The sequence below is a fragment of the Paraburkholderia caffeinilytica genome, from assembly GCF_051027425.1.
Classification (GTDB): domain Bacteria; phylum Pseudomonadota; class Gammaproteobacteria; order Burkholderiales; family Burkholderiaceae; genus Paraburkholderia; species Paraburkholderia caffeinilytica_A.
The window spans coordinates 3,163,164-3,187,921 of record NZ_CP186553.1; the positions used below are offsets into that span (position 1 = coordinate 3,163,164).

Genomic DNA, 24,758 nt, shown 5'->3' on the forward strand with positions numbered 1-24,758 from the left:
TACCCTCGAATCAAGCGGTTAGCGCAGGTCGGCGCGAAGATCGCGCACACCTTTTCCCAGACGTTGGCGCAAGAGTGTGCGCAACGTCGCCCCGTCGACGTAACCGACTTCGGCCGCGATGGCCTCGATATCCATGCCGCTGCCATGCAATAGAGACTGCGCGCGTTCGACACGCAGGTCCTGAAAATAGGCCAGCGGCGATTTGCCGAGCACCTCCTGGCAACGGCGTTGCAATGAGCGCGCGCTCGTTGCCAATGCGCCGGCGGCATCCTGCAGCGAGAACCCGGACTTGAGATGGTCACGCGCCCACTTCTCGAAACCCAGAATGAGCGGATCGGCCTGCGCCAGATGATTGGGAATAATGTACGGCGCTTGCAACGAGCGTATGTCCGCAAGCAGGTAGCGTGAGACGACGGCCGCCAGTTCCGGGCTGGCCCTGCGTATCAACCACAGGGCGAGATCGAGATGTCCCATCGCGGCGCCGGCCGTCACCCCCACGTCTGATGGCACAAGCATGCGGGATTCGTCGAGCAGAACATTGGGGTAGCGCTGCCGAAACAGCGGACCGAGCCACCAGGTCGTAGTCGCTTCCTGATGATCGAGAAGCCCGGTTTCCGCCAGAAGGAACGTCCCGATGCAGGACGCGGCGATACGCGCGCCCTCCGCATGCCATTTCAACAGTTGCGCCTTGGCGCTCCTCACATCCGCTCGCCCGAGTGCCGGGACCAGTTGCTCCGGCGTCCCTGTACTCAGCGCCGGAACGACCACCCAGTCCGGCGTCAGGCCTGCCGTGACAGCTTGCACGGGAACGATCAGTCCCTGTGCGGTCCGGACCCGCTTGCGCATGCCTACGATCGACACATCGAAATGAGGTGTTCCGCCCATTTGACCGGCCGAGAATTTATTCGCGAGCGAAAACGCGTCGAGCAAGACGGTAAGGCCCGTGTCGAACAAACCTTCGAGGACGAGTATGGAAATTCGCATGGCGTAAATGACCTTAAAGTTGTCATTTACGACGATACAGCTTTTTGCGTTCGAAGGCTACAGTGACTCCCGTTGCACGTCGCAACGAAGATTGACCAAGGAGATCGCTCATGAAAGTTTTTGCCATCGCATCCGCGCAACCGACCCTCACACCCGACAAGCTCCAGCAGCACATGCCGAACGAGGTCCCGGCCACACTCAAGCTCTATCTCGAGGGCAAAGTCGAGCAGTTCTGGTTTCGCGACAAGGCCGGCCCGATCTTTCTGATGAACGTCGAGTCGATCGAGCAGGCCAGGGCGACACTGAATATGCTGCCACTGGTGGCCGACGGCCTCATGACCTACGAACTGATGCAGGTCGGCCCGCTTGCCCCACTTGGCCGGCTGATTCAGAACCAGTGAACTCATACGCCATGAGTGTCGTCCAGTCTGGCGCTGGACTTGTAAATCCTCAGAACCTCCGCGTTGAGGAAGGCGGCGGGTTTGCATGCGCTCACGCCGAACAGCTTGACGCCGGGTAAGTTCCGGCACCAGTAGTCGGGCCCAACTGTGGGTCCCGACTACGCTCGCCTGGTGGCGTCCTGATCGAAGTGAATACGCGAGCCGATATGCAGAAACAGGACCCGTGGCGAAAGCTGTTTTAGTTAGATCCTCGACAAGACGGAAGCCGGGTTCGGGCCAGATTAAACTCCCTCAGTTCGCAAGGTGCACAGCACAGGGGCGACGCAATACACTAGCGATCGCACGAGGCAAACGCGCAGACCGCGCCCGATGCCGCCCTACGAAACGCCAGGAGGAACAATCCATGACTGCTCCGGCCCATCCCGCGCCCGACTTTCGCCGACAGCGCGCTGTCGGCATTGCCGGCATCGCGGTCGCCTCGCTGTTTGCCCTGGCGCTGTGGCTTGGCGTCGATTCTTTGATGTCGCCGCTGCAGGGCATGGACAGCCTCGGCGCGCGAATGCTGCTGACGCTCAAATGCTTCTGTGTTGCCGTGCTGTTCTGCCTGGTGACGGGCGTCGAAGCCGTCGCGCATGAGCGCCTGACCTCACCCGCGTTCGATCCGCTAGTGGGCTACGAGACACACAGGTTGCGCATCAATCAACGATACCTGCAGAACACAGTGGAACAGATCATCGTGTTTGCGGCATCGCTCTTCGGCCTCGCCGCTTACTGTCCCGACGGCGCGTCCATGCGCGCGGTCGTGGCCACAACCGTGGTCTGGATCGTCGCGCGTGCCGCGTTCTGGCTCGGCTACCATCGCAGCGCGGCGATGCGCGGACTCGGGGCGCCGGGCATGGCGCTCAGCATGATCGTGCTGCTTTATGTAACGAGCCGGTTTGGGCACGAGATCGCGGGGACCGTGGGGGCGATCGTACCGCTTGCCATGTTTTTCGCGGTCGAGGCCGTGCTGTTCTGGGGGACGCGGCCGGTGAAAGAGAGTTGATTCGATCCTCAAGCCTCGCGCCGCTCAGCCTGTTCACGAATGGCCGCTGCAAATCTGTCCGCGTTCCAACGCTCTGCCAGCGCACGTCGAAATAGTCCCTGCTGGCTCTCCGGCGCCAGCCCACCTTGCGGCGGATCCCTGTCGAGGTTTGTCGGAAACGGATAACCTTCGGCGCACGACGCAATCACCGCGTCGGCCCCTTCTTGTGTGATGTTTTCTGTACGCATCCGGTCCAGTAAGACCGGATACAGCGCCTCGCACATCTTCGTGCGATTCAGCGACTCCATCGCCCGGCCGTAGGCCGAGGAAATCTGCAGGAGATTGGCCATGCGCTGAACAGAAGTCGTGCGGTTCGAACCGGCTGCATGGAAGAGCGCGGGGTTGAAAAACAGCGCATCGCCCTTTTCGAGCGGCAACTGCACGTAGTGCGTTTCAAAGTAGTCGCGGAAGTCCTGACGACGCCATGCGAGGTAGCCCTCGGCATAGCGTTGCGAGTATGGGAGCAGCTTGGTCGGTCCGCTTTCCACAGGCATGTCGCTGTGAGCAATCGCCCCTTGCAGCGTGAGAAAGAGGGATATCGCATGAACGTGAGGCGGATAGCGCTCGGCTTCCGCCACGGTCTGGAATCCAAGGTGGTAATCCCGATGGGCCTGTTGCGCCTGTCCACCGGGTCGTACGACGTTGACCTGCGAGGTCATCTGAAAGTGCGGCCCCAACCATGCCTCGGCGATCGCGCAAAGCGCTGTGGCCTCGAAGTAGCGGGAGAACACCGCAGGCGCGCGCAGGCAGAGCTTTTCTTGCGCATTCCAGATACGGTCATTCGCGCCCGCTTTTGCGAAATGGTCTGCCGCGGCGCTGCCTGCTTCGCGTTCTTCCCGGATGAGCGACTCGAAGACCTTTGTCGCTTCATCGACCGGTGCTGTGTCGGCATAAACGCGCTTCAGCACGAGCACGCCCGCTCCTACGTTCAATACGTTCGCCCACTCGCTCTGCAGGTCCGCGCGTCGCGATGCATCTTCGAGGGCACGGCCAAGCTCACGGCAGTCGTACACCGGAATGTGGTCGACGATCGCAGCGGCGAACCTCAGGCGGTCGTCATCAGGACGGGGCCGAAGTGCAGCGGCGAAGTCCTGGAGGCTGCAATCCTGCTCCCGGTAGCCATGGCGTATCGGGGCGGCGTGATGCGAGTCGGTGGCCTTCATGGTGTCTCCTTCTGTCTTGCCACAACAATAGCCTTCCAGCAGGCGCTTGCGGCACGATAAACACCTCAAAAATACCTCAACCCTCTCTGACACCCCATACGCCATTTTGTCCGGTTATGGTGTCAAATCGACGGGCGAGTGACGGAATCAGGTTAATCTCGCGTTTTTGCCCGGCTACAGGGGCACGTAGAATGACCCTGAACGCATTCTGAATGCGGGCTTGTCGACCGGCTCGGACACTTCGTCGAGGCCGGGCTTTTTGTGGGTTTTGGAGACCAGGATGATTACACGCAGGGAGTTTGTCACGGGTTTGTGCGCGGCTGGAATTGGTTCGATGACATCCGTTGCCGCGCTCGCACAGAACAATGAATCGACGATGGCCCGAATCAAGCGCACGAAAGTTCTGCGCACCGGATTCGTTGCGGGTGCAGCACCCTATTTCGCCAAATCGGTCGCGACGGGAGAGTGGCAAGGATTCTGCGCCGACTTTGCGCGACAACTGGCAGCGTCGCTGAACGTACAGTTGCAAATCGTCGATACGACCTGGGGCAATGCGGTTCTCGATCTGCAATCGAACAAGATCGACTGCATGTTCGGCATGGCGCCGACCGAGCAGCGCAAGAAAATGGTCGGCTTTACCGCGCCGCTGTTCGAGAACACCTTCACGCTCGTCGCGCGCAAAGGCTTCGAGCCGAAGACATGGGACGATGTGAACAAGCCCGAGGTCAAGCTGTCGGTAGACGTCGGCTCGAACCAGGACAGTTTCGCGACGCAGACTCTGAAGAACGCGTCGGTACGCCGCTTCGATACCTCGGGCGATGCGACGCTTGCTCTTCAAACAGGGCGTGTGGATGCGCAAGTGCTGGTGGCGCTGCTGGGCGTGACGGTGCTGGCGAAATCTCCGTCGCTCGGCCATCTGGTCGTGCCCACGCCGCACGCTGCCGCGGCAACGGCGGTTGGCGTGCAGAAGGAAGATGACCAGGCGTTCGTGACGTATGTGAATGATTGGCTCGCAAAAAAGCGCGCAGCCGGAGAAATCAAGAGCACGGTACTGGCGAACATGCAGAAGCTGGTTGGGGTCGACCCGAAATCGTTCCCGAAAGAAGTGACGCTTTAATATCCGCTACGACACTAGCGGACGGTCCACCGCCAGCGTCGTACGCCGATGAAATATCGCCGCTTCGGAGTGGCGTACCGCCTCAGCGCACCAGCGCGTGTTGCATCAGGAAGTGCGCCAGATCGACCAGATCGAATACCGGCCTGCCACAGGCGGCGGAGATCGCCGCCCGGTACGGACCCATGTTCGTGCATTCAAGAACGACGGCGCCCAGTTCGGGTGTCTGCGCAATGAGGTCGCGAGCGGCTTGCACGACCTCTTCTTCGATCAGGCCGAAATCGCCTTCTGTCTGATTGCCGATTATCACGCGAGCAAACTCACCGTCAGGCAGCATGCCCACAATCGGCGTATCGCGGGGCGCGCCGGCAGCGTCGAGATGATCGCCCGACAGCGCGTGACGGGACGCCGTGAGCACACCGACTTTCAGGGCGTGGCCGAGCAGCGTCTTCAGAAGCGGGATGAGAAGCAGCGACGAAGTGCCGACCGGAATTGAAACAGCATCCGCAAGACGCCGCTGATGAAGGGCGAGAAAGCCGCAACTGGTCACGATCGCCCCACATCCTTCCGTCTCCAGAGCCTGGGCCTCGCGGCAGAACGCGTCGACCAGTCCTTCGGCTTGCTGATGAATCACCCGGGTGGGCGACGCGTCGGACACGACCTTGAAGACGACGGGATAAGGGAACGTGTCCCGATTCCCGATATCGCCTCGTGGCCGAGGGAATCGGGTGTCCAGCATCAATATACCTAGCGGTTTCATGGTCATCTTCGAATCACATACAAACGAGCAACGAATATTCCGGCGAAATTTCCACCGCGCGTGGCGGCAGTGGGTCTATACAGTAATGAGCTGATCGCGCCCAGTCGCCTTCATCCAGTTATAGACCGGGGGCAGTTCGCCGACGATCTCTTCAACCACGACGTCGATCAGAACCAGACCATTATGAGCGAATGCGCCGGGCAGCCAATTCAGAACACCACAAACGACATATGCTTAGTTTAACGTATCAAATTACATGGTGATAGACGATGCGGGAATAGCAATGGGAATTGGCACGTCGAGCAAGGTAAAAAATTAAGACTCGATGTTTTTCTCGAACTATACGGTGAGTTATTATCGGTTGCCGCAGGCGTTTCGAGTCCCGACAATCGGCTCAAAGCGAGGCTGAAGAGGCGCTCATGGAAAGCAGGCCGTGCTACCCGACGCAGAGATCCCCCTTTTGCTTCGCCGGGCGGGCACTGACTCACTCCGGCCAGGCTCGTGCGCTCAAGCGCATTGATAACGTAAAAGGTAAAGGAGAGGACGTGTATCACTGGAACTTTGGCGCAATTTGGGTCTATCGCTACCTGTTGTTGAGCGGGCTGGGCTACACGCTGCTGTATACCCTGATCGTCGTTGCGCTGGGCCTGTTGATCGGATTGGTTGTTGGAATGGGGCGCGTTGTGGGTCCCAAACCGGTCGCCGGCATTTTCCGGGCATACGTCGAAGTGTTCCGCTGCACACCGGTACTTGTGCAACTGATCTGGTTCTACTACGCCTTACCTATCCTGACGGGCATCGAAATGTCCCCCGCGGCGGCGGCAGTCGTCTCGCTGTCGCTTTACGGCGGCGCATTTTATTCGGAGATCGTGCGGGCAGGTATTCTGTCCATTGAATGGGGGCAAACAGAAGCCGGTATGGCGATGGGAATGCGCAGTGCGCAAATCATGCGCCGGGTTATTCTGCCCCAGGCGTTTCGCCGGATGGTGCCACCGTTGATGAGCCAATCCATCATGCAACTGAAGAATACCTCGCTGCTTTCCGTGCTCGCTGTTCCGGACTTGCTGTATCAGGCACAGTCCGCGGCTCACGATTCATATCGGCCGCTCGAGCTCTACACCGTCGCCGCGGTGTGTTACTTCATCGTGCTGTTCCCCGCCACGATATGGTCGAAGCGACTTGAGAACCGTCTCGCCAAGCAACGAAGGAGTTGAAAATGAGCGAGTTGATGATTGAAATCAGCAACCTGAGCAAGCGGTTCGGCGAACACGTCGTTCTCAAAGACATTAGCCTGAAGGTGAACCGCGGTGGTGTCGTCGCGATGATCGGTCCGTCCGGTTCAGGCAAGTCCACGCTGTTGCGCTGTATCAATCTGCTGACCATTCCCGATGGCGGACAGATCCGGGTTGGCACGCGCAGCCTGCAGTTTCGCGATGGCCGGGCCGAGGGGCTGCACAAGAAAGACTACGCCAGCTATCGCGCTACAACAGGCATGGTGTTCCAGCATTTCAACCTGTTCCCTCACATGAGCGTCGTGCAAAACGTGATGGAGGGCATGGTCACCGTGAAGAAGCTTCCCAAATCGGAAGCGCGAGCCTATGCCATGGAGCTGTTGTCTCGCGTTGGGTTGGACAGCAAGGCGGAGACGTATCCCGACCAGCTCTCCGGCGGACAAAAGCAGCGGGTGGCTATCGCGCGAGCGCTGGCGCTGCGCCCGGAAGTGATGCTGTTCGACGAGGCGACTTCCGCACTCGACCCCGAACTGGTCGGCGAAGTGCTGGCAGTCATGAAGGCGTTGGCCGAAGAAGGCATGACGATGATTCTCGTCACCCACGAGATTGCGTTCGCGCGCGAAGTGGCGGATCAGGTGATCTTCATGCGTGACGGCGTCGTGGTTGAAGCAGGGCCGGCATCGCAAGTAATCGACAATCCGTTGCAGCCGGCCACACGCTCGTTTCTGTCCCGCTTCAATGGACCTCAGGTATCGCGCTAGCTATTAATAGACTGTTTCTCTCGCTGTATCGAAGCATGCCCTCTCCGGAGGGCATGCTTTTTTCTTATCCGTATTAGAAGTGCGTGCGTAATCCGATTGTGCTTGTAAAACTCGAATTACCAACTTGTAAGTCAAGTTGGTATGGACATCGGCATCCTTACAAAACTGCCATTTTCATGACGTAAAACTTAAGTTGTGCTTTCCATAAACTTAACGTCGCTAACGTTTTTTTCTTGTCACCTATCGTAACTTTCCCCACCAACAATCGGTAAACAACACGTAACGGAAAACCGATCTCACTCTCCTACACTGCGCAATCAACGTAGTCCGGGAGCGCCCTATGTCACCGCCAGTCGCATTAGAGATTCATTCTCTGAACTCGTTTGAATTGACCGCGGACGGCCAGTACCTGATGTTCAAGGGCAATCAGCCCGAAGTTATTGCCCTGCACTACTCGGTCATGCACGAACTCCTGGCCGCACTCTCCAATGCTATCGGCTGGTCACAACGCGTTCGCCGGAAAAAAGACGACATGAAATTCGCGATGCCGTGCGAGGCATGGGCGATCGGCGGAGACAAAAACGAATCCTCTCATCTGGTCCTGACATTTCGTCTGCCCGGCGGCGCCGAACTGTCGTTTCGAATGCATCGCGCCGAGGCGCGTCACATGACTGAAGTGCTTTCGCTCGTAACGGGGCTGACCAGAGTAAAGGAAACACCTTGCAGCAAACTTCAATAGTGCGTCCCGCACTTACACCCCGTTGACCCGCGTTGCGCAAGGCAGGCGTAAGCCCAAGATGCGTCTGCGCCCTCCCTTTTGTGCATCCCTCCTGTCTGTCTGTATGAACTTTGAAACTCTCCTGACCCGCAGCGCCCGGGCGCTAACATTTATTGGCCTGAGCGTGACAGCAGCGCCGAGTTTCGCCGCAGACTCGTTCGTGGTGCGCGACATCCGCCTCGAAGGTTTGCAACGCATCGAGCCCAATACGGTTTTTTCATATCTGCCTATCAAGCAGGGCGATACGTTCACCGCGAACAAGGCATCGGACGCGATCCGTGCGCTTTACGCCACGGGTTTCTTCAACGACGTCAGGATTTCGGCCGAAGGCGACGTCGTCGTCGTGCAGTTGCAGGAGCGTCCGGCGATCGGCACGATCGACTTCGCCGGCGTCCACGAATTCGACAAGGACAACCTCGTCAAAGCGTTGAACGCGGTTGGGCTGTCGCTGGGTCGTTACTACGACAAGTCGCTCGTCGACCGGGCGCAGCAGGAGCTCAAGCGTCAATATCTGACGCGCGGTTACTACGCTGCTGAAGTCACCACAACCATCACGCCAATCGATCGCGATCGCGTAGGCGTCCTGTTTTCCGTCATCGAAGGTCCGAGCGCGAAGATTCGTCAGGTCAACTTTATCGGCAACAAGGTCTTTAGCGACCGCGAACTCCACGATGAAATGGAGCTGTCCACGCCGAACTGGTTCTCGTGGTACACGAAGAACGACCTGTATTCGAAAGACAAGCTCGCCGACGATCTCGAGAAGATTCGCACGTATTACCTGGACCGTGGCTATCTCGAGTTCAACATCGAGTCGACCCAGGTATCGCTGTCGCCGGATCGCAAGGACATGTATCTGACGCTCACGATTCACGAGGGCGAGCCTTACACGATCTCCGGCATTCATCTGGCAGGTAACCTGCTGAACCGCGAGGCTGAGCTCTTGAAGCTCATCAAGATCAAACCAGGTGAGCGTTTCTCGGCTCAAAAGCTGAAAGATGCCACCAAGGCCGTCGTCGACAAGCTCGGCGAGTATGGCTATGCGTTCGCCACCGTGAATGCGCAGCCGCAGATCGATCAGGAACACCATAAGGTAGATCTGACGCTACAGGTGGATCCGAGCCGCCGCGTCTATGTACGCTCGATCAACATCATCGGCAACACGCGCACGCGCGACGAAGTGGTCCGGCGCGAAATGCGTCAGATGGAAAGCTCGTGGTTCGATTCGAACCGTCTTGCACTGTCGAAGGACCGTATCAATCGCCTCGGCTACTTCACCGATGTCGACGTGACAACCGTGCCGGTTGAAGGCACGCCGGACCAGGTCGACATCGACGTGAAGGTCACGGAAAAGCCAACCGGCTCGATTTCGCTGGGTCTCGGTTACGGCTCAGGCGAAGGTCCGATCATTTCAGCGGGCGTGTCGCAGGACAACGTGTTCGGCTCGGGCACGAGCCTCGCGCTGAACGTGAATACCGCAACAACGTTCCGCACGCTGACGGTGACGCAAGTCGATCCCTACTTCACGGTGGACGGCATCAAGCGTATTACCGACGTCTACTACCGGACGAGCGAGCCGTTGTATTACTCGAACGTGACCGACACGAGTTTCCGTGTCATCACGTTAGGCGCGGATTTGAAATTCGGCATCCCGTTCTCCGAATCGGACATGGTGTACTTCGGCACAGGCATTGAACAGAACCGCCTGGATGTCGACGCGAATACGCCGAAAAGCTATATCGACTACGTCAACTCGTTCGGCCGTGTGTCGAATAACGTGCCGGTTACCGTGGGCTGGTCGCGCGACAACCGCGACAGCGCGCTGGTGCCGAGCCGCGGCTACTTCACACAGTTCAACGCCGAATACGGCACACCGCTCGCGCGAACCAACTACTACAAGACCGATGTGCAAGCCCAGTATTACTACTCCTTCGCGCGCGGCTTTGTGCTTGGTCTGAACTTCCAGGGCGGCTACGGCAATGGGCTCGGCGGCGATCCTTACCCCATCTTCAAGAACTACTATGCCGGCGGTATCGGGTCGGTGCGCGGCTATGAGCCGAGCTCGCTGGGTCCGCGCGACGCAACGACGGGCGACCCGATCGGCGGCTCGAAGATGATCGTCGGCAATGTGGAACTCACGTTCCCGCTGCCGGGCACGGGCTACGACCGCACGCTGCGCGTCTTCACCTTTGTAGACGGCGGTAACGTCTGGGGCACGGAAGGCAATAGTACCGGCGCCAACGGCTTGCGTTACAGCTATGGCGTGGGTCTTGAATGGATTTCCCCGATCGGTCCGCTGAAGCTCGACTTCGGTCTGCCGATCGTGAAGCACGCCGGCGACCAGTATCAGAAATTCCAGTTCCAGATCGGGACGTCGTTCTAACGCCTGCAATCGCGGCGCTGCCTATCGGCGGCTATACAGCGGGAGTAAACCTCGGTAATGGAATTTGTAACTCAAGTAACGTGCGCGGAATCTAGACTGTGTGCAATTCAACGAGCGGTACTCGTTCATGACCTGGCAAGCGCTTCGCCAACTTCTCGAAGCGCGCCAATCGGATGTATCTATGTGGCAGGCGACCCAGCCAGTATCTCGTGTGGCCCTGATTCTTTCACCGGCAGTGGGCGACTCGCTGTTGATGATGACGGTTGCGCATAACCTCCAGAAAAACGGCATCGCGGCCACCGTGTTTGGCCAACATGCGCATGCTTTGCGCGATTGGTTTCCAGGTATCGATATACAGGCGGAGTTGGGCGAAGATCGTCTTGCGGAGAAACTGCACCGCTTTGATACGGTCATTCAGATGCACGCCAACAGGCCATTTGCGGGGCTGGATCGCTTGCATCCCCGCGTGATCCTGCTCGATCACATCTGTCGCGCCCGTTCGTCGGAATCGATGGCCGACAGGCTTGCACTATTCTGTCGCGATGAATTCGGTCTGCCGGATGCCGGGAAAAGTAACGGCATCACACCGCCGCCAGGACTTCTGCACCGTAAATACCCGCTTCGCGTCGCCATTCATCCAACGGCAAGCACGGTGGACAAACGCTGGCTGGCGTCACGTTTCATTCAACTGGGCGTGGAACTGCTCGATCAGGGGTTCAGCCCGCAGTTTGTGGTGGCGCCGCACGAGCGTGCGGACTGGCAACATGTCGAGCGTTTGGGCATCGCGCTGCCTGAGCTCTCGTCGCTCGATCACGTCGCCGCGTGGCTTTTCGAGTGCGGGTGGTTCATCGGCAACGATTCGGGAATCGGTCATCTTGCATCCAATCTGCAGATTCCCACCGTCTCACTGTTCATGCGCCGCGGTATCGCACGCACGTGGCGCCCCGACTGGGGGACCGGACGGGTACTGATCGGCGGCACCTATCTGCCCACGGGACGTCTGAAGGAGCGCTACTGGAAATATCTGTTGTCCGTCGGCAAAGTAACTCAGGCATTCGAGCAACTACGCGCCAATTTCGCATGAATGCGCTCCCCTTTCCCAGCATGAGCGGAGACGGACCCAAGCGCATCGCCGTGGTCATGTCGAATGCAATCGGCGACACACTGGTATTGATGGTCATCGTGCAAAATCTTTTGAGAAACGGCATTGATGTCACGGTATTCGGGCGCCCGGCTCATGCGTTGCGACACTGGTTCCCCGAAGTCACGATTCAACCGTTGCCGGACGAAGCGGATGCCAAGACAATACTGGCGCCGTACGACACTGTTCTGCAAATGCATCGGAATCAGCCGATGCCACGCCTGCCGGAAGCCCACCCTTGTGTTCTTGATCTGGACAAGGTCGTATTCGGGGATCGCTCAGGGTGTATGGCGGAACGCTTCGCCGACTTCTGCCGCGACGAACTCGGACTATCGGATGTCGGTTTGCACAACGGGATCACGCCTCCACCCGCGCTGCGACACCGCCAACACATTCGCCGGATCGCGATTCATCCCGAGGCCAGCACGGAGGACAAGCGCTGGCTATCGCGACGCTTCGTGAAATTAGCCCGCCATTTGCGTCGTCGCGGCTATGACGTCAACTTCGTGATTGCACCACACGAACGCGAGCGCTGGTTCGAACTGGAAAAATGGGGCATCCCCGCGCCGGAATTTAGCAACCCTCATGAGCTGGCATGCTGGCTATACGAATCAGGCTGGTTTATCGGAAACGATTCCGGTGTCGGGCATCTTGCTTCAAATCTCAGCATCCCGACCATCAGCCTGTTCCGGCGGCGCCGCGTATCTGAACGCTGGCGCCCAGCGTGGGGAACGGTCAACGTCGTCTTGCCTTGGCAATGGGTTCCAACTGCGCGACTCAAGGAAAAATTCTGGCGTCAAACACTCACGTGCGCGCGTGTATTGTCGGCATTTCAGCGCATGGTTCGAGACGACGGCAACGCAGCGAAACCTGGTACAGGTCAGTTGTAGCGCAACGCGAGGATTCACAATCCGGTGACCAGAATTCAACCTGCATTACGCTCGATGACATCAGAAACCAAAGCAGTGTTTTTGCATGCCGGATACAGAACGGCAGGCACATGGCTATGGTCGTGTTTTCGCCGTCTCAACGAGGTCATCGCCTACTACGAGCCATTGCACGAGATGTTGTCGACGATCGACTCGGCAAGTCTGGCTACGAGTACGGCTGACAGTTGGCATTCGGGTCATCCGCAACTGGAGAAACCGTATTTCGCCGAATTCGCTCATTTGCTTGGATCGGATGGGCGAGGCATCCCCGGCTACGAGGAACGCTTTTCAATCGATCGCTTCACCGGACAAACTCCCGACGGGGCTGACCGGCTTGAGCGCTATCTACGCGACCTGATCGGTGCGGCTCATGAGCAGGACGGCGTACCTGTCTTCAAGTTCTGTCGATCGCTAGGTCGGCTTCAGTGGTTCCGCGGCACCTTCCCGGACGCCGTGCATATCGTGGTCGAGAAAAATCCGATTTCTCAATGGCTGTCCTGTTGGGATCTGCTCGCCACGCATGGAAACCCTCATTTTGTGGCCGTACCGTTTGCCGTTCTGGCATTGAACAGACATACGCCGATGGTCAAGCAGATGCTCGATGCACTACATATCGATCTGCCGGAGGTATCGCGGAAGTCTGAAGAAGAAGCGGTTGGACCCTACCTTGATTTTTTCAAGCAACATGCCGTGAATGTTGCACCCGCCACGGCGTATCGCGCGTTTCTTGGACATTGGCTGCTTACGTTGCAGCATGCGGCAACCCATGCACATGCGATCTTCGATTGCGACCTCGCCGCCAGGTCGCCAGCTTATACGCAGGCCGCCGAACGCTGGATAACTGATCTAACGGGACTTGAGCCATCGTTCGGAACCGTGCGCCAGGCGAGTGTGGACGATCGTTACTGCGGGTTCGATGCGGCGGAAGGATTGAAGATCCATCTGGAAGCCATGCAATTCGGCGAGAAGATGGTGCGCAGCGGCGCCGTGCATCCCGATACATTTTCGCTCTGGACCAGCAAACTCGCGCAGGCCACGCAGGTATTGGCCTTCGGTGCGCAGGCGAACTGGCCGCAAACGCAGGTGCCACTGCACCGTGCTACACGTATCGTGGATATCGCGTTGATCGACGGTGCGGGATTTGACACGGTACTGGCAGGCGAACTCGCGTCGACACGGGCGGCTTTGGGAGAAGCGAGGCAACAGCTTGCCAGCCTGCGGCGTTCGCCGTTCCAGCGCCTGACGGAATCGGTGCGTCAGTTGTGCTCGCCGAAACGTTCCGCGAATTCCACACACGGCAGATGAAGGGAGCGAGCACTGCGTAACCGCATCGCTCACCCAAGACAGCTTTCCACTAACGATCGTCGCAATGCAATGACGGGGCGCGGCCCCGACATAGACACATTGGATCGTTCAAGCCTGGTCAAGCCGACTGACTATTTTCCCATTCTGAATCACGTAGTGAATTCGCTCGGCTCCACGAGCGACCGCCTCGATATCAACGAGGGGATCGCCGTCTACAACCAGCACATCCGCAATGGCTCCGGGAGAAATCGTTCCGAGTTGTCCCTTCATATTCAGAATTTCGGCGCCGATAAGCGTTGCGGAGCGGAGAACCTCCAGATTGCCGAGTACCTCGGCGCGGATTCGGAATTCGTTGCTCTGGAATGCCTGCATATCCCCTAGCAGATCCGAGCCAAATCCCATCGGCACATCTGCCTTGTGGAAGATGCTCAGCGACTCCCTGCCCGCTCGCTGCACTGCCGCGACCTTCGCTCGCGAATCAGCCGGCAGACCGTATTTCTCATCGGCCAGTACGTCGTAAGTGGCGAGCGTCGGCACCGCATAGGCCTTGTGCTCGCGCATGACCTGGGCAGCGGCCTCGTCGACCAGATTACCGTGTTCAATGGTACGAGCGCCACAACGCACGGCGCGCATGATAGCGCGACTGGTATAGGCGTGCGCCATGACATAGGTGTTCGCTGCTTCTGCTTCGCCAACGATCGCTCTAATTTCGTCTTCCGAATATTGAGTGTTCGCGATCGGATCATTGGGAGAAGCGACACCGCCCGACGCCATGATCTTTATCTGCGTCGCCCCCTTCAGAATCTCCTCCCGGGCCGCGAGGCGCACTGCGTCTACGCCATCGACAACGCGGGCTATAGCGCCTACCCGGAAACAGCACGAACAGGGGTCCAGCAGATCGCTACGGGCTCTGAAGTCGCCATGGCCGCCTGTTTGCGATAACGCCTTGCCCGAAGGGAAAATTCGAGGGCCCGGAATCAACCCCGTCTCCACCGCCTGCTGCAAAGCCCAATCTGCTCCGCCTGCGTCGCGCACCGTGGTGAAACCTCGTCGCAACATTGCGTCTAGCAACGGCAGCGCGCGAATAGTCGCCAGGATATTGGGTTGCGCAGCGTTTGCTCCCAGGTTGGCATTCGCGGCGAGAACGTGAACGTGACAGTCGATGAATCCTGGCATCACCGTTTTGCCGCGAGCATCAATGATGACGGCTTCAGCGAAATCAGGTTCGCGATCCGTCACCTCGACGATCCGATCTCCTTCAATAACGACGCTATGCCCTTCAAGGAAAACGCCTTTCTCGATATCGAGTACGTTCCCGCCTTTGATTACAGTGATGGTCATCAGATTTTCCGATTCCTGGCCGTTGCTTTTTCCCGAGCGCCTTTCATGTACGCCATTCCGGTCAAGCTGACAAGCGAAGCAAATATTACGTAAAAGGCAGGCGCCATGTTGCTACCCGTCTTTGCAATGAGCCACGTAATGAAGAAAGGCGCAAAGCCGCCGAACAGCATCACGGCAAAATTGTAGGCCACGGACAATCCAGTGGACAGTACTTTTGCTGGGAAGAGCTCCGCGAATGCAGCGAGAATCGGCGCCGTATACGCGGCAATCAACAATCCAAAGACAGCTTGAAAGACAAGAAGCGACGGCAGACCAGGCGAGCGATTGATCCACGCGAACATCGGATACGCGAGGAAAAGAAACGCAAGCGTCGCGCCGATCAGGAATGGCCGGCGTCCGTAAATATCAGCGAGTCGCCCGATGATCGGGGAGGCGCACAACATGACCGCGCCGCCTACCATGCCCGATATCAAGCCAAACGACTGCGGTTGATGCAGCGCACGCACGGTATAAGTCGGCATGTAGTAAAGAAACACGTAGCTGCTCACCGTCCAGAGAATAACCATCGAGAAGCTAACGAACGTTTCTCTGGGGTAGTTCTGTACCACTTCCTTGAGAGGCGAATTCGTTTTTTCGCTTTCAACCAGCGCACTAAAAACTGGCGTCTCATCGATGCGTTGGCGAATGTAATAGCCGACAGGCCCGATCAGAATCCCCAACAGGAACGGTATTCTCCAGCCCCAGCTGTTGAGCGATTCGGTGTCGAGCATGGAAGTGGTGAGCACACCGATACCCGTACCAAGAAGAACCGCGAAGCCGATGCTCGACTGGATCCAGCTCGAGTAGTACGCACGGTGCTCCGGCGGTGAATACTCCGTTAAAAACGCGGTTGCCCCGCCCATTTCGCCACCGGCCGAGAAGCCTTGAAGCAGACGGGCGACCACCACGAGAATCGGCGCGGCCATGCCGATCTGTGCGTAATTCGGCGTGAGGCCGATGATGCCCGTACCCAGTGCCATTAGAACAATCGTCAGGGATAGCGCAAACTTTCTACCGATCCGATCGGAGCAGATACCGAGTACGATTCCGCCAACCGGGCGCATGAAAAATCCAACGCCGAAAGTCGCAACAGCCAGTAGCAAAGAGTTGAGATCGTTCCCGGTAGGAAAGAGTTGAGATCGTTCCCGGTAGGAAAGAACTGCCTGGAAATCGTTACAGCAAAAAAGCTGTATACGGTCCAATCGAACCACTCCAGACCGTTTCCGATAACCGTCGCTACAATAGCTTTGCGGCGGTGCGCGCCTAGCGCCTCTGGCCTAAGCATGTTGACTTCCACAGCGCTTTGCATACTTCCCCCCCGGTAACCAAAGTGCCCTAATGATAGAAACGCCAAAAACGGCCGTCTTGGTCTCATCCGGCTTGTAACGTGCAGAAATCGGCATAAACCGGCCAACCACAAACACGATCGACGTTCAAGGGAACCGCATGTCAGAAGATCAACTGCTGTCGCGCCGCCGTGTGCTGCACTATGCGGGCGCCATCGCCGCCCTTGCGGTGTTGCCGGGACGCCTGTTCGCAGCGCAAAGCGCCGACGTCACGGGCCGGCTCGCCCGCTACATGGTGGCGGCGCGCGACAACCCGCTGCCCGATGCCGTGCTGCTTGAATGCAAACACCGCATTCTCGATACGTTCGGCGCGATGGTGTCCGGTTCGCGCATGAAACCCGGCGAGATGGCCGTGAACTACGTGCGCAGCCTCGGCGGCACGGAACAGGCCTCGGTGATGGGCGCGCCGTTTCGCACGACAACCGTCAACGCCGCGCTCGCCAACGCAATGTGCGCGCATTCCGACGAGACCGACGATTTCGAACCGGTCACCAAGGCACATCCCGGCAGCTCGGTCGTCCCGGCCGCGCTGGCGATGGCCGAAAGCGAGGGACGCAGCGGCGAGGCGATGATTCGCGCGGTAGCGCTCGGCTACGATCTCGCCTGCCGTCTGTTGATGGCGCTCGGTCCCGATCTGGTGCGCGGCTCGCACCGAAGCGCGGAAGGCACCGCTTCCACCTTCGGCGCGCTTGGCGCGGCAGCGTTACTGGCGCAACTCGACGAGCAACGCACGCGCTACGCGATCTCCTATTCCGCCCAACAGGTATCGGGGTTGTGGAGCTGGGTGAAAGACAAGGACCACATCGAAAAGGCTTTCGACTTCGCCGGCATGGGGGCACGCAATGGCGTGCAGGCGGTCGGCATGGTGCAATCCGGTATGACGGGCGTCGACGATGTGCTCGATGGCACTCACAACCTTTTCATCGCGCTGTCCACGCATCCCGACCCCGAAGCGATGCTCGCCGGCCTCGGCAGCCGCTTCTATGTCACCGAGACCGCGATCAAGACCTACTCGGTGGGCTATCCGATCCAGTCGCCGCTCGACGCGCTCCTGACGCTGCGCAAGCAATACAACCTGAGCCCGGACAATGTCCGCAGCATTCTCGTCAAACTCCCGACCGATGCGATAGGTATTGTCGGCGAGAGCGCGATGCCCGACGTCAATTGCCAGCATCTCGTTGCGCTCGCGCTCGTCAAAGGCGCGGTCTCGTTCAATGACAGTCACGACGTGGCGCTCATGCACGACCCGCAAATCCTCGCGCAGCGGGCCAAGGTGAGTGTGGCGCCCGACGCCGCGTTGATGGACCCGGCCGCACCGCGCGGCGCGATCGTCGAAGTCACGCTAACCGACGGAAGGAAAGTCGATCACTTCACCAAGTACCCGCCCGGCACCAAGGAAAACCCGCTGAATACCGAAGCGGTCAACGCCAAGGCGCGGGACCTGATGCAGCCGGTCCTTGGCGCGGCGAAGACTGAACGGCTCATCGAACGGATCAACGGCCTGGAAGCCGTCAAGGATATTCGCGAGTTGCGGCCATTGTTCACTACGTGAAGCTTCGGCGCGGTTGCATGAGCCGCTCCGTGCTTCGTCAAAGCCTTAATAGCCCACACTATTGGCCTTTCGATGCGAGGTGAACGCCCAGCGAATGCCGACGGATCTCGCGCTCATTTCTCCAGATGCTGATGCACCACGGCTGGCCGACGGGCGCAGCCGTCACAGGATGCATTTGCACCTGGCAAGCACGACTGTTTGTCCATGGCGGGTATTCGAATTCGGCGCCAATGCGCCTGGATTTCATACCTATAGGAGCCCTTGGCCCGAGCCGACGTCCGGCGCCAGCCAGGCTGCCTTCGTCCAGCGTGGCCACGAACACCTTCATTGCATCGATCCTGTCCATATTTTTAGCGTAGGGTTCTCAATGTCGACTCGAACGGCTCTCGTGAGAGGCCTCCCCCAATGGGGAAACAGGCGGGCGTGGTTCCAGGCCCTTCCGTGAGAGTATCTCAATGCAATCAGAAGACGATGTCGCCGAGGTGGTCTGTTGTTGCCGCCCGGCGATTCGAATGCACTTCATGAAAAGGCTTGCACCATCCGTGACTCACTCCGATTCACTTCAATCGCTTCCCGATATCCTCGAACCTGGATTGTCCGTGGTATTTTGCGGCATAAATCCGGGCGTCCTTGCGGCATCGACAGGCCACCACTTTGCCGGCCGGGGCAACCGGTTCTGGCGGACCATGCATCTGGCGGGTTTTACGCCTGAACAGATTTCTCCTGAGGACGATCGCACTCTCCTTCAGTACGGTTGCGGCCTGACAACCGCAGTCTCGCGTCCAACCGCGCGAGCGGACGAACTTTCACAATGGGAGTTCAAAGCGGCTGCGGTGGAATTCGAGCGGAAGGTCGAACGATATGCGCCGAAGTGCGTTGCCTTCCTCGGAAAGATGGCGCTCTGCGCGATGTCGGGCAAGCGCGATATCGATTGGGGTCTGCAACCGGCAATGTTTGGTGGCGCGCGTGTGTGGGTGCTGCCAAATCCGAGCGGGCTGAACCGGGGCTTCAGCCTAGACGCGCTGGTGACGACCTATCGGGAGCTTCGTGTTGCGGTTATGCCGGCAGCGGTGGCGTTGGGGACTCGCTCAATAGACTCAGTAGATTAGCTCGCGCGTTCAGGGTTGCACATCGGCACGCCCTGTTTGCGGATCGACGTGCTGCCAAGGATTCCGTGAGGAGTTTGGCAAAACTGCAATATCGGATGGCCCAATATGCGGCCTGTTGGAATTGCAAGCAGCCTGTATCCGGTCATTTCGCGAGCATAAAGTCGAGCATCATCTCCTGCACGGCCTCGACCATCTGCACGCCGTTCGCCGTCTTGCAACCGGCGGCCTGGGCCGCCCGCAAGAACGGCGTCGCTCCATGTCCAGCAATCACATCGCCCACGAACATCGAAGAAGTCAGCAGATCCGCGGCAACGGGAAGCGGATCGTCTGCAGCCATGCCCATGGGCGTGGCATTGCACACCATATCGCAGCCCACCGGATCTGCCGGACCGATGGTCACCCGCCCACGGCCCAGATTTGCTACGACGCTCACTAACTGCGCAACGCGAGATTCATTGGCATCGTGAATGATTAACTCACGGACGCCCGCCTCGAGCAGCGCGATCGCAATTGCGCTGCCCGCCGCGCCGGCACCGACCAGCAGTACGCGCGCGCCTTCCGGCCTGGCACCCTCGTCTATCTGGGCTTTAACGAAAGCGAGGCCGTCGAGCATGCCGCCATGCCATGTACCGTCAGGATTACGACGCATCACGCTCACAGCGCCGAGCAGCCTCGCCGTCTCGGAACTGGTCGCGCAATATGTAAACGCGGTGAATTTGTGCGGCATGGTGACAAGCAGCCCGTCGACATTCGGCGTGCGTGTCAGCCCTTGCATGACGGCCTCCAGCGCACCGTCCGGCACCTGCATCGGTATGCAGATGCCGTTGTGGCCACGTGCCGCAAAACCGTTGGTCAAACGTTGCGGCGACCTGGCGAATACGATCGGGTCTCCAATGATGGGGAACAGTCGCGTCTCACCGCTCAAATTTTCGAGCATTCTGTTATTCCGTCAGCGTGAAGCATCAGACAGGGGGGTATCCCCCACTCTCTTACCGCACCGTGTAGCCACCGTCGACAGCCAGCGCGTGACCGATCACAAAGCTGGCGCCGGGACTGCAAAGCCAGAGTACCGCGGACGCAATTTCTTCAGGCCGCCCCAGCCGCCCGATAGGCTGCTCCTTCATCAACGCGTCCATCGCTTCGGGTTCACGCTCGATCATGCCGGTGACCATCGGCGTCGCGATGATGCCAGGACAAATCGCATTGACGCGAATGCCTCGGGCAGCGTACTCAAGTCCCGCGCTCTTGGTCAATCCGAGTACGCCATGTTTGGACGCATGATAAACGCCGCGGCCGGCAATCCCCACGAGGCCGCCCAGCGATGAACAGTTGACGATCGCGCCGCTTCCCTGTTTGCGCATCTGGAGCAATTCGTATTTCATGCAGTTCCAGACGCCGCGCAGATTGATCGCCATTACGCGATCGTATTCCTCACTGCTCGCGTCGGCGGTCTCGGCAACCGGACTATTGATCCCGGCATTGTTGTACGCCGCATTCAGGCGGCCGAAAGTAGACATCGTCTGATCGACCATCTCCTTGACCTGCGCCTCGTCGGCCACGTCGCATCGCACTGCAATAGCCTGGTGGCCGTTCGATACGAGCTCCTGCGCGGCGGCACGCACTGCCTCTTCGTTATAGTCCGCAAGAACAACCGCTGCCCCGGCCTCTGCAAATGCTTTTGCAGTAGCTAGACCCATGCCGGAACCCGCTCCCGTCACAAGCGCAACCTGACCTTCGAAAGTAATGTTCATATCTGGCTCGCTTCGATCGTTTAGTTAGCCAGATGATAGGGAGATGTGTTCTATTGATTAAGCCCACGAAACGGCAAACCGTCATGAGCCAGAGTCATGAGTCCCGGAAGGTCGCTGTGGATCTAGTTCGTTTTCGGCCGATAGCGCAGCGCATCGATAATCAACGCCATGGCTCGCGAGGATTCGGAACGGCTCGCATAGTACGCATGCAAGCCTGGAAACGTCGGACACCAATCGTCGAGAACACGAACGAGACGCCCGGCGGCAACGTGAGGCTGCGCCAGGTCAGACGGCAAGTATGCAAGGCCGTAGCCAGCCAACGCGGCGTCGAGCATGTGATAGGTGCCGTTAAAAGAAAGCTGGCCCTCCACGCGGACCTGAACTTCCCGGCTTCCCTTTTTCAGCTCCCATGCGTAAAACGCCCCATGTGTCGGCAGACGCAGATTGATGCAGTTGTGCGCCATCAGGTCCTGAGGCCTTTTCGGCAGCGATTGCTTTTCCAGGTACGCCGGCGAGCCAACGATCGACATCTTCATGGCCGGTGCAATGCGAACCGCGATCATGTCTTTCGCAACCTGGTCCCCGTGACGGATCCCAATGTCGTAGCGGTCCGCCACGATATCGGTGAGACCATAATCGGTCACGATCTCAACCTTGATCTCCGGATATTTTCGGAGCACCTTGGAGAGCTTGGGCCACAGAATCGTGTTCGTCGCGTAGTCTGTCGCCGTGATGCGAATCGTGCCGGCAGGCACATCGCGAAGTTCGGTTACGGCCGTCAGTTCAGCTTCGATCTCCTCGAAGCGCGGCGCCACCGTCCGCAAGATGCGCTCACCTGCCTCGGTTGGCGCCACGCTGCGCGTGGTTCGCGTCAACAGCCGCAACCCGAGTCTGCTTTCGAGTGCGCGGATCGTATGACTCAACGCCGATTGGGACACGCCTAGCTGTGCAGCCGCGCGAGTAAAACTGCGCTCGCGCGCAACAGCGATGAAGGCCAGCAGGTCGTTGAAATTTTCGCGCGGCATTAATGAACTGACCTCATAGGTGTTTGCGGAACTTAACCACTAGCCGCACATGAACACACCGGTTAAATTTTCAAGGTCAATGTTAGCCTGCATTTCGACAATAGTCACACTGCTGTTTTGAGCGAACGATGGATGCAGGTTTCCTCAGCGCACCATGCATTGACACTGCGCCTGTGCGGCCACCGGCATGTCACATAAACTAGCTGGGCCGCTTCTCGAACACGTCTTTCACAACCGGCAGCGCGGAGAATACGTTCGGCCAACCGGCGTAGAAGGCTAACTGCGTCATCACTTCGGATGCCTGTGCTTTCGTCAAGCCGTTGTCCATTGCGCGGTTCAGGTGATAAGTCAATTGCTGGACCTGTCCGTTGGCGACAAGAGCGCTCACCGTTACGAGACTGCGATCGCGGGGTGCCAGACCCGGACGCAACCAGAGATCATGAAAAAGGGCCTCCGTTGTGTAATGCACGACACCTGGCGCCACCGCGCCGAAGTTGTGCTCAACAGCGGTTGCGCGTTGAGCCTCCGCGGCCTCGTCGATAGGAATGCGTTCGGCCGGTATGGCTGGAAGCTTTGCAAGCGTGATTCCGCGCTTATCGAACACGGTTTTTGCTGCTACAACCGCCGACGCGGCATTGCCCCAGCCGGAATAAAACGCCAGATGCGTAATGATCTCGGAGAGTTCCTCCGGCTTAACGCCGTTGTCGAGCGCCAGGTTCAGGTAATACGGCATCTCGCTTGTCTGATTTCGCGCGATAAGCACGGACACAGTGACGATGCTGCGATCCCGCGAAGACAGTTGTGGGCGCTTCCAAAGATCGCCAAGGAGCACACCTTGCGTGTAGTGCTCGAGCGACGGCGACACCGTGCGCATATCTTCGAGTGTGGATGTCAGCGGAAGCGAGTCTGAGTGTTTCATATCGGTTGTCCTTTCCATTTGCGAACAGGCACAGAGCGCCAAGGAAAACGCTGCAGCCGCTACAGTCAGAAATCTCATCTTTCGGTTCCGTTCTATGGGTGCGCGCATGAAGCAACTCGGGCCGGTTGCGTTGGACCCGTAGTCCTTGGGCTGATGCTTGCGAGTTCCCTGCCAATCTAACCGTCTCGCGCGCGCGTGACTAGACACTGAAATCCGCAAACACTTATGAAACAGGCTCATTAAATCCAACGAATCTTCGTGGTTTACCTGCTTCCATCGACATGATCTCCGGATGCTGTTTTTGTTCAGGCATGCACCTAAATTCATGAATCTCACTCATAACAGCTTGCCGTTTAATGGTCTTAATCCATAGACGGTATGTGTCTATCATTTCATCCGAAGCAGCATCAAACCACGTGACCGGCATGCTGGAGTTTGAGTTCGGGACCACGCGAGAGCTGATCAAGGAATCTCCCATCGACGGCTTCACAGCGCGATGGACGTCCCCGACAAACCGCAGGCATAGCCTGTATGGAGAAAGATCATGGATTACCGATATCTGGGCCGCAGCGCCCTCAAGGTTTCGCCCTTGTGCCTCGGCGCGATGATGTTCGGTGGCGAAACGGACGAAACCACGTCGAAGCGCATCATCGATAAAGCGTTCGATCAAGGTGTCAATTTCATCGATACGGCAGACGTTTACCACGCCGGCCGTTCCGAGGAAATCGTCGGCCGTGCGCTTGGCGAACGGCGCGACAGTTGGGTGATCGCCACGAAGTTTGGCTATCCGACGGCTCAGGGTCCAAACGAACAAGGCCAATCGCGCAAGTGGATCATCCAGTCGGTTGAAGCCAGCCTCAAGCGTCTGGGCACCGACTACATCGACATCCTCTACTTCCATCGCGCGCTGCTCGATGCGCCGCTCGAAGAAGGTGTCCGTGCGGTTGGCGATCTGATTCGCCAGGGTAAGGTCCGTTACTTCGGCTTGTCCAACTTCCGCGGCTGGCGCATTGCGGAGATTGTGCGGCTGGCCGATCAACTCGGTATCGATCGGCCAGTGGCAAGTGAACCGCTCTACAACATGGTGGACCGCACCGCCGAGGTCGAGCAACTGCCCGCGGCAGCACACTATGGCATCGGCGTCGTGCCTTATAGCCCGCTGGCCCGAGGCGTGCTGACCGGCAAATATGCGCTGGATGGCGCGCCGCCGTCAGATTCACGCGCAGGGCGCGGCGACAAACGCATTCAGCAAACTGAATGGCGGCCTGAATCGCTGGCCATCGCACAACAAGTTGCCGCTCACGCCGAGGCACGCGGTACGACTTCAATCGCCTTCGCCCTGGCGTGGGTGCTCAAGAACAAACTTGTTAGCTCGACTATCGCCGGTCCTCGTACCGAGGCTCATTGGGATAGTTACGTTCAAGCGCTGAATCTGCAACTGGGACCCGAAGACGAGAAGTTCGTGGACAGTCTGGTGCCGCCTGGCCACGCATCGACCCCAGGTTATACGGACCCGGGATATCCGGTTGAAGGACGTAGAGCCTTCTGAAGTCAGGAGCCGGGCTTGGGGGACAACGCCGTGTGTTTTCCCTCAGCCCGGTTCTTTATTACCTACCTCTTTTGGCATAGCTGCCATGTTGGCGT

21 protein-coding genes and 2 pseudogenes are annotated in these 24,758 nt (G+C 58.6%); 13 read left to right on the forward strand and 10 right to left on the reverse strand.

Annotated elements, in window-relative coordinates; translation table 11 throughout:
- Nucleotides 1–18: 18 nt before the first annotated feature.
- The gene (locus tag ACOSV0_RS34515; RefSeq protein ID WP_434112281.1) at nucleotides 19–984 is read right to left on the reverse strand and encodes a GlxA family transcriptional regulator; all 966 of its coding nucleotides are present in this window, start codon (nucleotides 982–984) and stop codon (nucleotides 19–21) included.
- Between the two features lie 110 nt (nucleotides 985–1,094).
- Between ACOSV0_RS34515 and ACOSV0_RS34520 the strand changes: the two genes are divergently transcribed.
- A complete protein-coding gene (locus ACOSV0_RS34520; protein WP_434112283.1) occupies nucleotides 1,095–1,385 on the forward strand; it encodes a hypothetical protein in 291 nt (96 codons plus the stop codon).
- Between the two features lie 403 nt (nucleotides 1,386–1,788).
- Nucleotides 1,789–2,430 carry an MAPEG family protein gene (locus ACOSV0_RS34525; RefSeq protein WP_434112285.1) on the forward strand — a complete coding sequence of 214 codons (642 nt, stop codon included), beginning with the start codon at nucleotides 1,789–1,791 and terminating at the stop codon, nucleotides 2,428–2,430.
- A gap of 8 nt (nucleotides 2,431–2,438) precedes the next feature.
- Here ACOSV0_RS34525 and ACOSV0_RS34530 read toward each other — a convergent pair whose 3' ends face one another.
- A complete protein-coding gene (locus tag ACOSV0_RS34530) occupies nucleotides 2,439–3,632 on the reverse strand; it encodes a phytanoyl-CoA dioxygenase family protein (protein ID WP_434112287.1) in 1,194 nt (397 codons plus the stop codon).
- Nucleotides 3,633–3,912: 280 nt separating this feature from the next.
- On the opposite strand from ACOSV0_RS34530, the gene ACOSV0_RS34535 reads away from it, so the two are divergent.
- Nucleotides 3,913–4,749 carry a transporter substrate-binding domain-containing protein gene (locus ACOSV0_RS34535; RefSeq protein ID WP_434112289.1) on the forward strand — a complete coding sequence of 279 codons (837 nt, stop codon included), beginning with the start codon at nucleotides 3,913–3,915 and terminating at the stop codon, nucleotides 4,747–4,749.
- A gap of 82 nt (nucleotides 4,750–4,831) precedes the next feature.
- On the opposite strand, the gene ACOSV0_RS34540 is transcribed toward ACOSV0_RS34535, so the two are convergent.
- Nucleotides 4,832–5,506: an aspartate/glutamate racemase family protein gene (locus ACOSV0_RS34540; protein WP_434112291.1), complete on the reverse strand. Its 675-nt coding sequence runs from the start codon at nucleotides 5,504–5,506 to the stop codon at nucleotides 4,832–4,834.
- 545 nt (nucleotides 5,507–6,051) lie between these two features.
- On the opposite strand from ACOSV0_RS34540, the gene ACOSV0_RS34545 reads away from it, so the two are divergent.
- The 7 genes from ACOSV0_RS34545 to ACOSV0_RS34575 all read left to right on the forward strand — a co-directional run bounded on the left by ACOSV0_RS34545 (nucleotide 6,052) and on the right by ACOSV0_RS34575 (nucleotide 14,032).
- Nucleotides 6,052–6,720, forward strand: a complete 669-nt coding sequence (locus ACOSV0_RS34545; RefSeq protein WP_434115992.1) for an amino acid ABC transporter permease — start codon at nucleotides 6,052–6,054, stop codon at nucleotides 6,718–6,720.
- 14 nt (nucleotides 6,721–6,734) lie between these two features.
- A complete protein-coding gene (locus ACOSV0_RS34550; protein ID WP_434115994.1) occupies nucleotides 6,735–7,499 on the forward strand; it encodes an amino acid ABC transporter ATP-binding protein in 765 nt (254 codons plus the stop codon).
- A gap of 340 nt (nucleotides 7,500–7,839) precedes the next feature.
- Complete coding sequence (locus tag ACOSV0_RS34555; RefSeq protein WP_434112293.1) at nucleotides 7,840–8,238, forward strand: hypothetical protein; 399 nt, start codon at nucleotides 7,840–7,842, stop codon at nucleotides 8,236–8,238.
- Nucleotides 8,239–8,341: 103 nt separating this feature from the next.
- A complete protein-coding gene (gene bamA, locus ACOSV0_RS34560; protein ID WP_434112296.1) occupies nucleotides 8,342–10,657 on the forward strand; it encodes an outer membrane protein assembly factor BamA in 2,316 nt (771 codons plus the stop codon).
- A gap of 100 nt (nucleotides 10,658–10,757) precedes the next feature.
- Nucleotides 10,758–11,741, forward strand: a complete 984-nt coding sequence (locus ACOSV0_RS34565) for a glycosyltransferase family 9 protein (protein ID WP_434112299.1) — start codon at nucleotides 10,758–10,760, stop codon at nucleotides 11,739–11,741.
- Entirely contained in the window at nucleotides 11,738–12,688 is a 951-nt protein-coding gene (locus tag ACOSV0_RS34570; protein WP_434112301.1) for a glycosyltransferase family 9 protein, read from the forward strand. The genes ACOSV0_RS34565 and ACOSV0_RS34570 overlap by 4 nt, the downstream gene beginning before the upstream one ends.
- 54 nt (nucleotides 12,689–12,742) lie before the next feature.
- On the forward strand, nucleotides 12,743–14,032 hold the full coding sequence (locus tag ACOSV0_RS34575) for a hypothetical protein (protein ID WP_434112302.1): 1,290 nt from the start codon (nucleotides 12,743–12,745) through the stop codon (nucleotides 14,030–14,032).
- Nucleotides 14,033–14,140: 108 nt separating this feature from the next.
- Here the strand turns inward: ACOSV0_RS34575 and ACOSV0_RS34580 are convergent, their stop codons facing one another.
- Both ACOSV0_RS34580 and ACOSV0_RS34585 read right to left on the reverse strand, forming a co-directional pair.
- Entirely contained in the window at nucleotides 14,141–15,373 is a 1,233-nt protein-coding gene (locus ACOSV0_RS34580) for an amidohydrolase family protein (protein WP_434112304.1), read from the reverse strand.
- Nucleotides 15,373–16,721, reverse strand: a pseudogene (locus ACOSV0_RS34585) (MFS transporter). The gene ACOSV0_RS34580 and the pseudogene ACOSV0_RS34585 overlap by 1 nt, the downstream one beginning before the upstream one ends.
- A gap of 137 nt (nucleotides 16,722–16,858) precedes the next feature.
- On the opposite strand from ACOSV0_RS34585, the gene ACOSV0_RS34590 reads away from it, so the two are divergent.
- Nucleotides 16,859–18,310 (forward strand): MmgE/PrpD family protein, encoded by a 1,452-nt coding sequence (locus ACOSV0_RS34590; RefSeq protein ID WP_434112305.1) that lies wholly within the window; start codon nucleotides 16,859–16,861, stop codon nucleotides 18,308–18,310.
- A 253-nt stretch (nucleotides 18,311–18,563) separates the two neighbouring features.
- Here ACOSV0_RS34590 and ACOSV0_RS34595 read toward each other — a convergent pair.
- Nucleotides 18,564–18,656 (reverse strand): annotated as a pseudogene (locus tag ACOSV0_RS34595) (helix-turn-helix domain-containing protein); the annotation flags it as partial.
- A gap of 175 nt (nucleotides 18,657–18,831) precedes the next feature.
- On the opposite strand from ACOSV0_RS34595, the gene mug reads away from it, so the two are divergent.
- Entirely contained in the window at nucleotides 18,832–19,419 is a 588-nt protein-coding gene (gene mug / locus ACOSV0_RS34600; RefSeq protein ID WP_434115996.1) for a G/U mismatch-specific DNA glycosylase, read from the forward strand.
- A 142-nt stretch (nucleotides 19,420–19,561) separates the two neighbouring features.
- On the opposite strand, the gene ACOSV0_RS34605 is transcribed toward mug, so the two are convergent.
- From ACOSV0_RS34605 to ACOSV0_RS34620, 4 genes are all read right to left on the reverse strand, one after another.
- The gene (locus ACOSV0_RS34605; RefSeq protein WP_434112307.1) at nucleotides 19,562–20,356 is read right to left on the reverse strand and encodes a shikimate dehydrogenase family protein; all 795 of its coding nucleotides are present in this window, start codon (nucleotides 20,354–20,356) and stop codon (nucleotides 19,562–19,564) included.
- A 52-nt stretch (nucleotides 20,357–20,408) separates the two neighbouring features.
- A complete protein-coding gene (locus tag ACOSV0_RS34610; protein WP_434112309.1) occupies nucleotides 20,409–21,170 on the reverse strand; it encodes a glucose 1-dehydrogenase in 762 nt (253 codons plus the stop codon).
- A gap of 122 nt (nucleotides 21,171–21,292) precedes the next feature.
- Nucleotides 21,293–22,195 carry a LysR family transcriptional regulator gene (locus ACOSV0_RS34615; protein ID WP_434112311.1) on the reverse strand — a complete coding sequence of 301 codons (903 nt, stop codon included), beginning with the start codon at nucleotides 22,193–22,195 and terminating at the stop codon, nucleotides 21,293–21,295.
- A gap of 199 nt (nucleotides 22,196–22,394) precedes the next feature.
- Nucleotides 22,395–23,114: a carboxymuconolactone decarboxylase family protein gene (locus ACOSV0_RS34620; protein ID WP_434112314.1), complete on the reverse strand. Its 720-nt coding sequence runs from the start codon at nucleotides 23,112–23,114 to the stop codon at nucleotides 22,395–22,397.
- Nucleotides 23,115–23,658: 544 nt separating this feature from the next.
- Here ACOSV0_RS34620 and ACOSV0_RS34625 point away from each other — a divergent pair.
- Nucleotides 23,659–24,663, forward strand: a complete 1,005-nt coding sequence (locus tag ACOSV0_RS34625) for an aldo/keto reductase (RefSeq protein WP_434112315.1) — start codon at nucleotides 23,659–23,661, stop codon at nucleotides 24,661–24,663.
- Nucleotides 24,664–24,758: the final 95 nt, after the last annotated feature.

What these genes read in the sequence shown, in the direction of transcription:
- ACOSV0_RS34515 (WP_434112281.1), bottom strand. Translation starts at nt 984, where the DNA reads ATGCGAATTTCCATACTCGTCCTCGAAGGTTTGTTCGACACGGGCCTT.
- ACOSV0_RS34520 (WP_434112283.1), top strand. Translation starts at nt 1,095, where the DNA reads ATGAAAGTTTTTGCCATCGCATCCGCGCAACCGACCCTCACACCCGAC.
- ACOSV0_RS34525 (WP_434112285.1), top strand. Translation starts at nt 1,789, where the DNA reads ATGACTGCTCCGGCCCATCCCGCGCCCGACTTTCGCCGACAGCGCGCT.
- ACOSV0_RS34530 (WP_434112287.1), bottom strand. Translation starts at nt 3,632, where the DNA reads ATGAAGGCCACCGACTCGCATCACGCCGCCCCGATACGCCATGGCTAC.
- ACOSV0_RS34535 (WP_434112289.1), top strand. Translation starts at nt 3,913, where the DNA reads ATGATTACACGCAGGGAGTTTGTCACGGGTTTGTGCGCGGCTGGAATT.
- ACOSV0_RS34540 (WP_434112291.1), bottom strand. Translation starts at nt 5,506, where the DNA reads ATGAAACCGCTAGGTATATTGATGCTGGACACCCGATTCCCTCGGCCA.
- ACOSV0_RS34550 (WP_434115994.1), top strand. Translation starts at nt 6,735, where the DNA reads ATGATTGAAATCAGCAACCTGAGCAAGCGGTTCGGCGAACACGTCGTT.
- ACOSV0_RS34555 (WP_434112293.1), top strand. Translation starts at nt 7,840, where the DNA reads ATGTCACCGCCAGTCGCATTAGAGATTCATTCTCTGAACTCGTTTGAA.
- bamA (WP_434112296.1), top strand. Translation starts at nt 8,342, where the DNA reads ATGAACTTTGAAACTCTCCTGACCCGCAGCGCCCGGGCGCTAACATTT.
- ACOSV0_RS34570 (WP_434112301.1), top strand. Translation starts at nt 11,738, where the DNA reads ATGAATGCGCTCCCCTTTCCCAGCATGAGCGGAGACGGACCCAAGCGC.
- ACOSV0_RS34575 (WP_434112302.1), top strand. Translation starts at nt 12,743, where the DNA reads ATGACATCAGAAACCAAAGCAGTGTTTTTGCATGCCGGATACAGAACG.
- ACOSV0_RS34580 (WP_434112304.1), bottom strand. Translation starts at nt 15,373, where the DNA reads ATGACCATCACTGTAATCAAAGGCGGGAACGTACTCGATATCGAGAAA.
- ACOSV0_RS34590 (WP_434112305.1), top strand. Translation starts at nt 16,859, where the DNA reads ATGTCAGAAGATCAACTGCTGTCGCGCCGCCGTGTGCTGCACTATGCG.
- mug (WP_434115996.1), top strand. Translation starts at nt 18,832, where the DNA reads ATGAAAAGGCTTGCACCATCCGTGACTCACTCCGATTCACTTCAATCG.
- ACOSV0_RS34605 (WP_434112307.1), bottom strand. Translation starts at nt 20,356, where the DNA reads ATGCTCGAAAATTTGAGCGGTGAGACGCGACTGTTCCCCATCATTGGA.
- ACOSV0_RS34610 (WP_434112309.1), bottom strand. Translation starts at nt 21,170, where the DNA reads ATGAACATTACTTTCGAAGGTCAGGTTGCGCTTGTGACGGGAGCGGGT.
- ACOSV0_RS34615 (WP_434112311.1), bottom strand. Translation starts at nt 22,195, where the DNA reads ATGCCGCGCGAAAATTTCAACGACCTGCTGGCCTTCATCGCTGTTGCG.
- ACOSV0_RS34620 (WP_434112314.1), bottom strand. Translation starts at nt 23,114, where the DNA reads ATGAAACACTCAGACTCGCTTCCGCTGACATCCACACTCGAAGATATG.
- ACOSV0_RS34625 (WP_434112315.1), top strand. Translation starts at nt 23,659, where the DNA reads ATGGATTACCGATATCTGGGCCGCAGCGCCCTCAAGGTTTCGCCCTTG.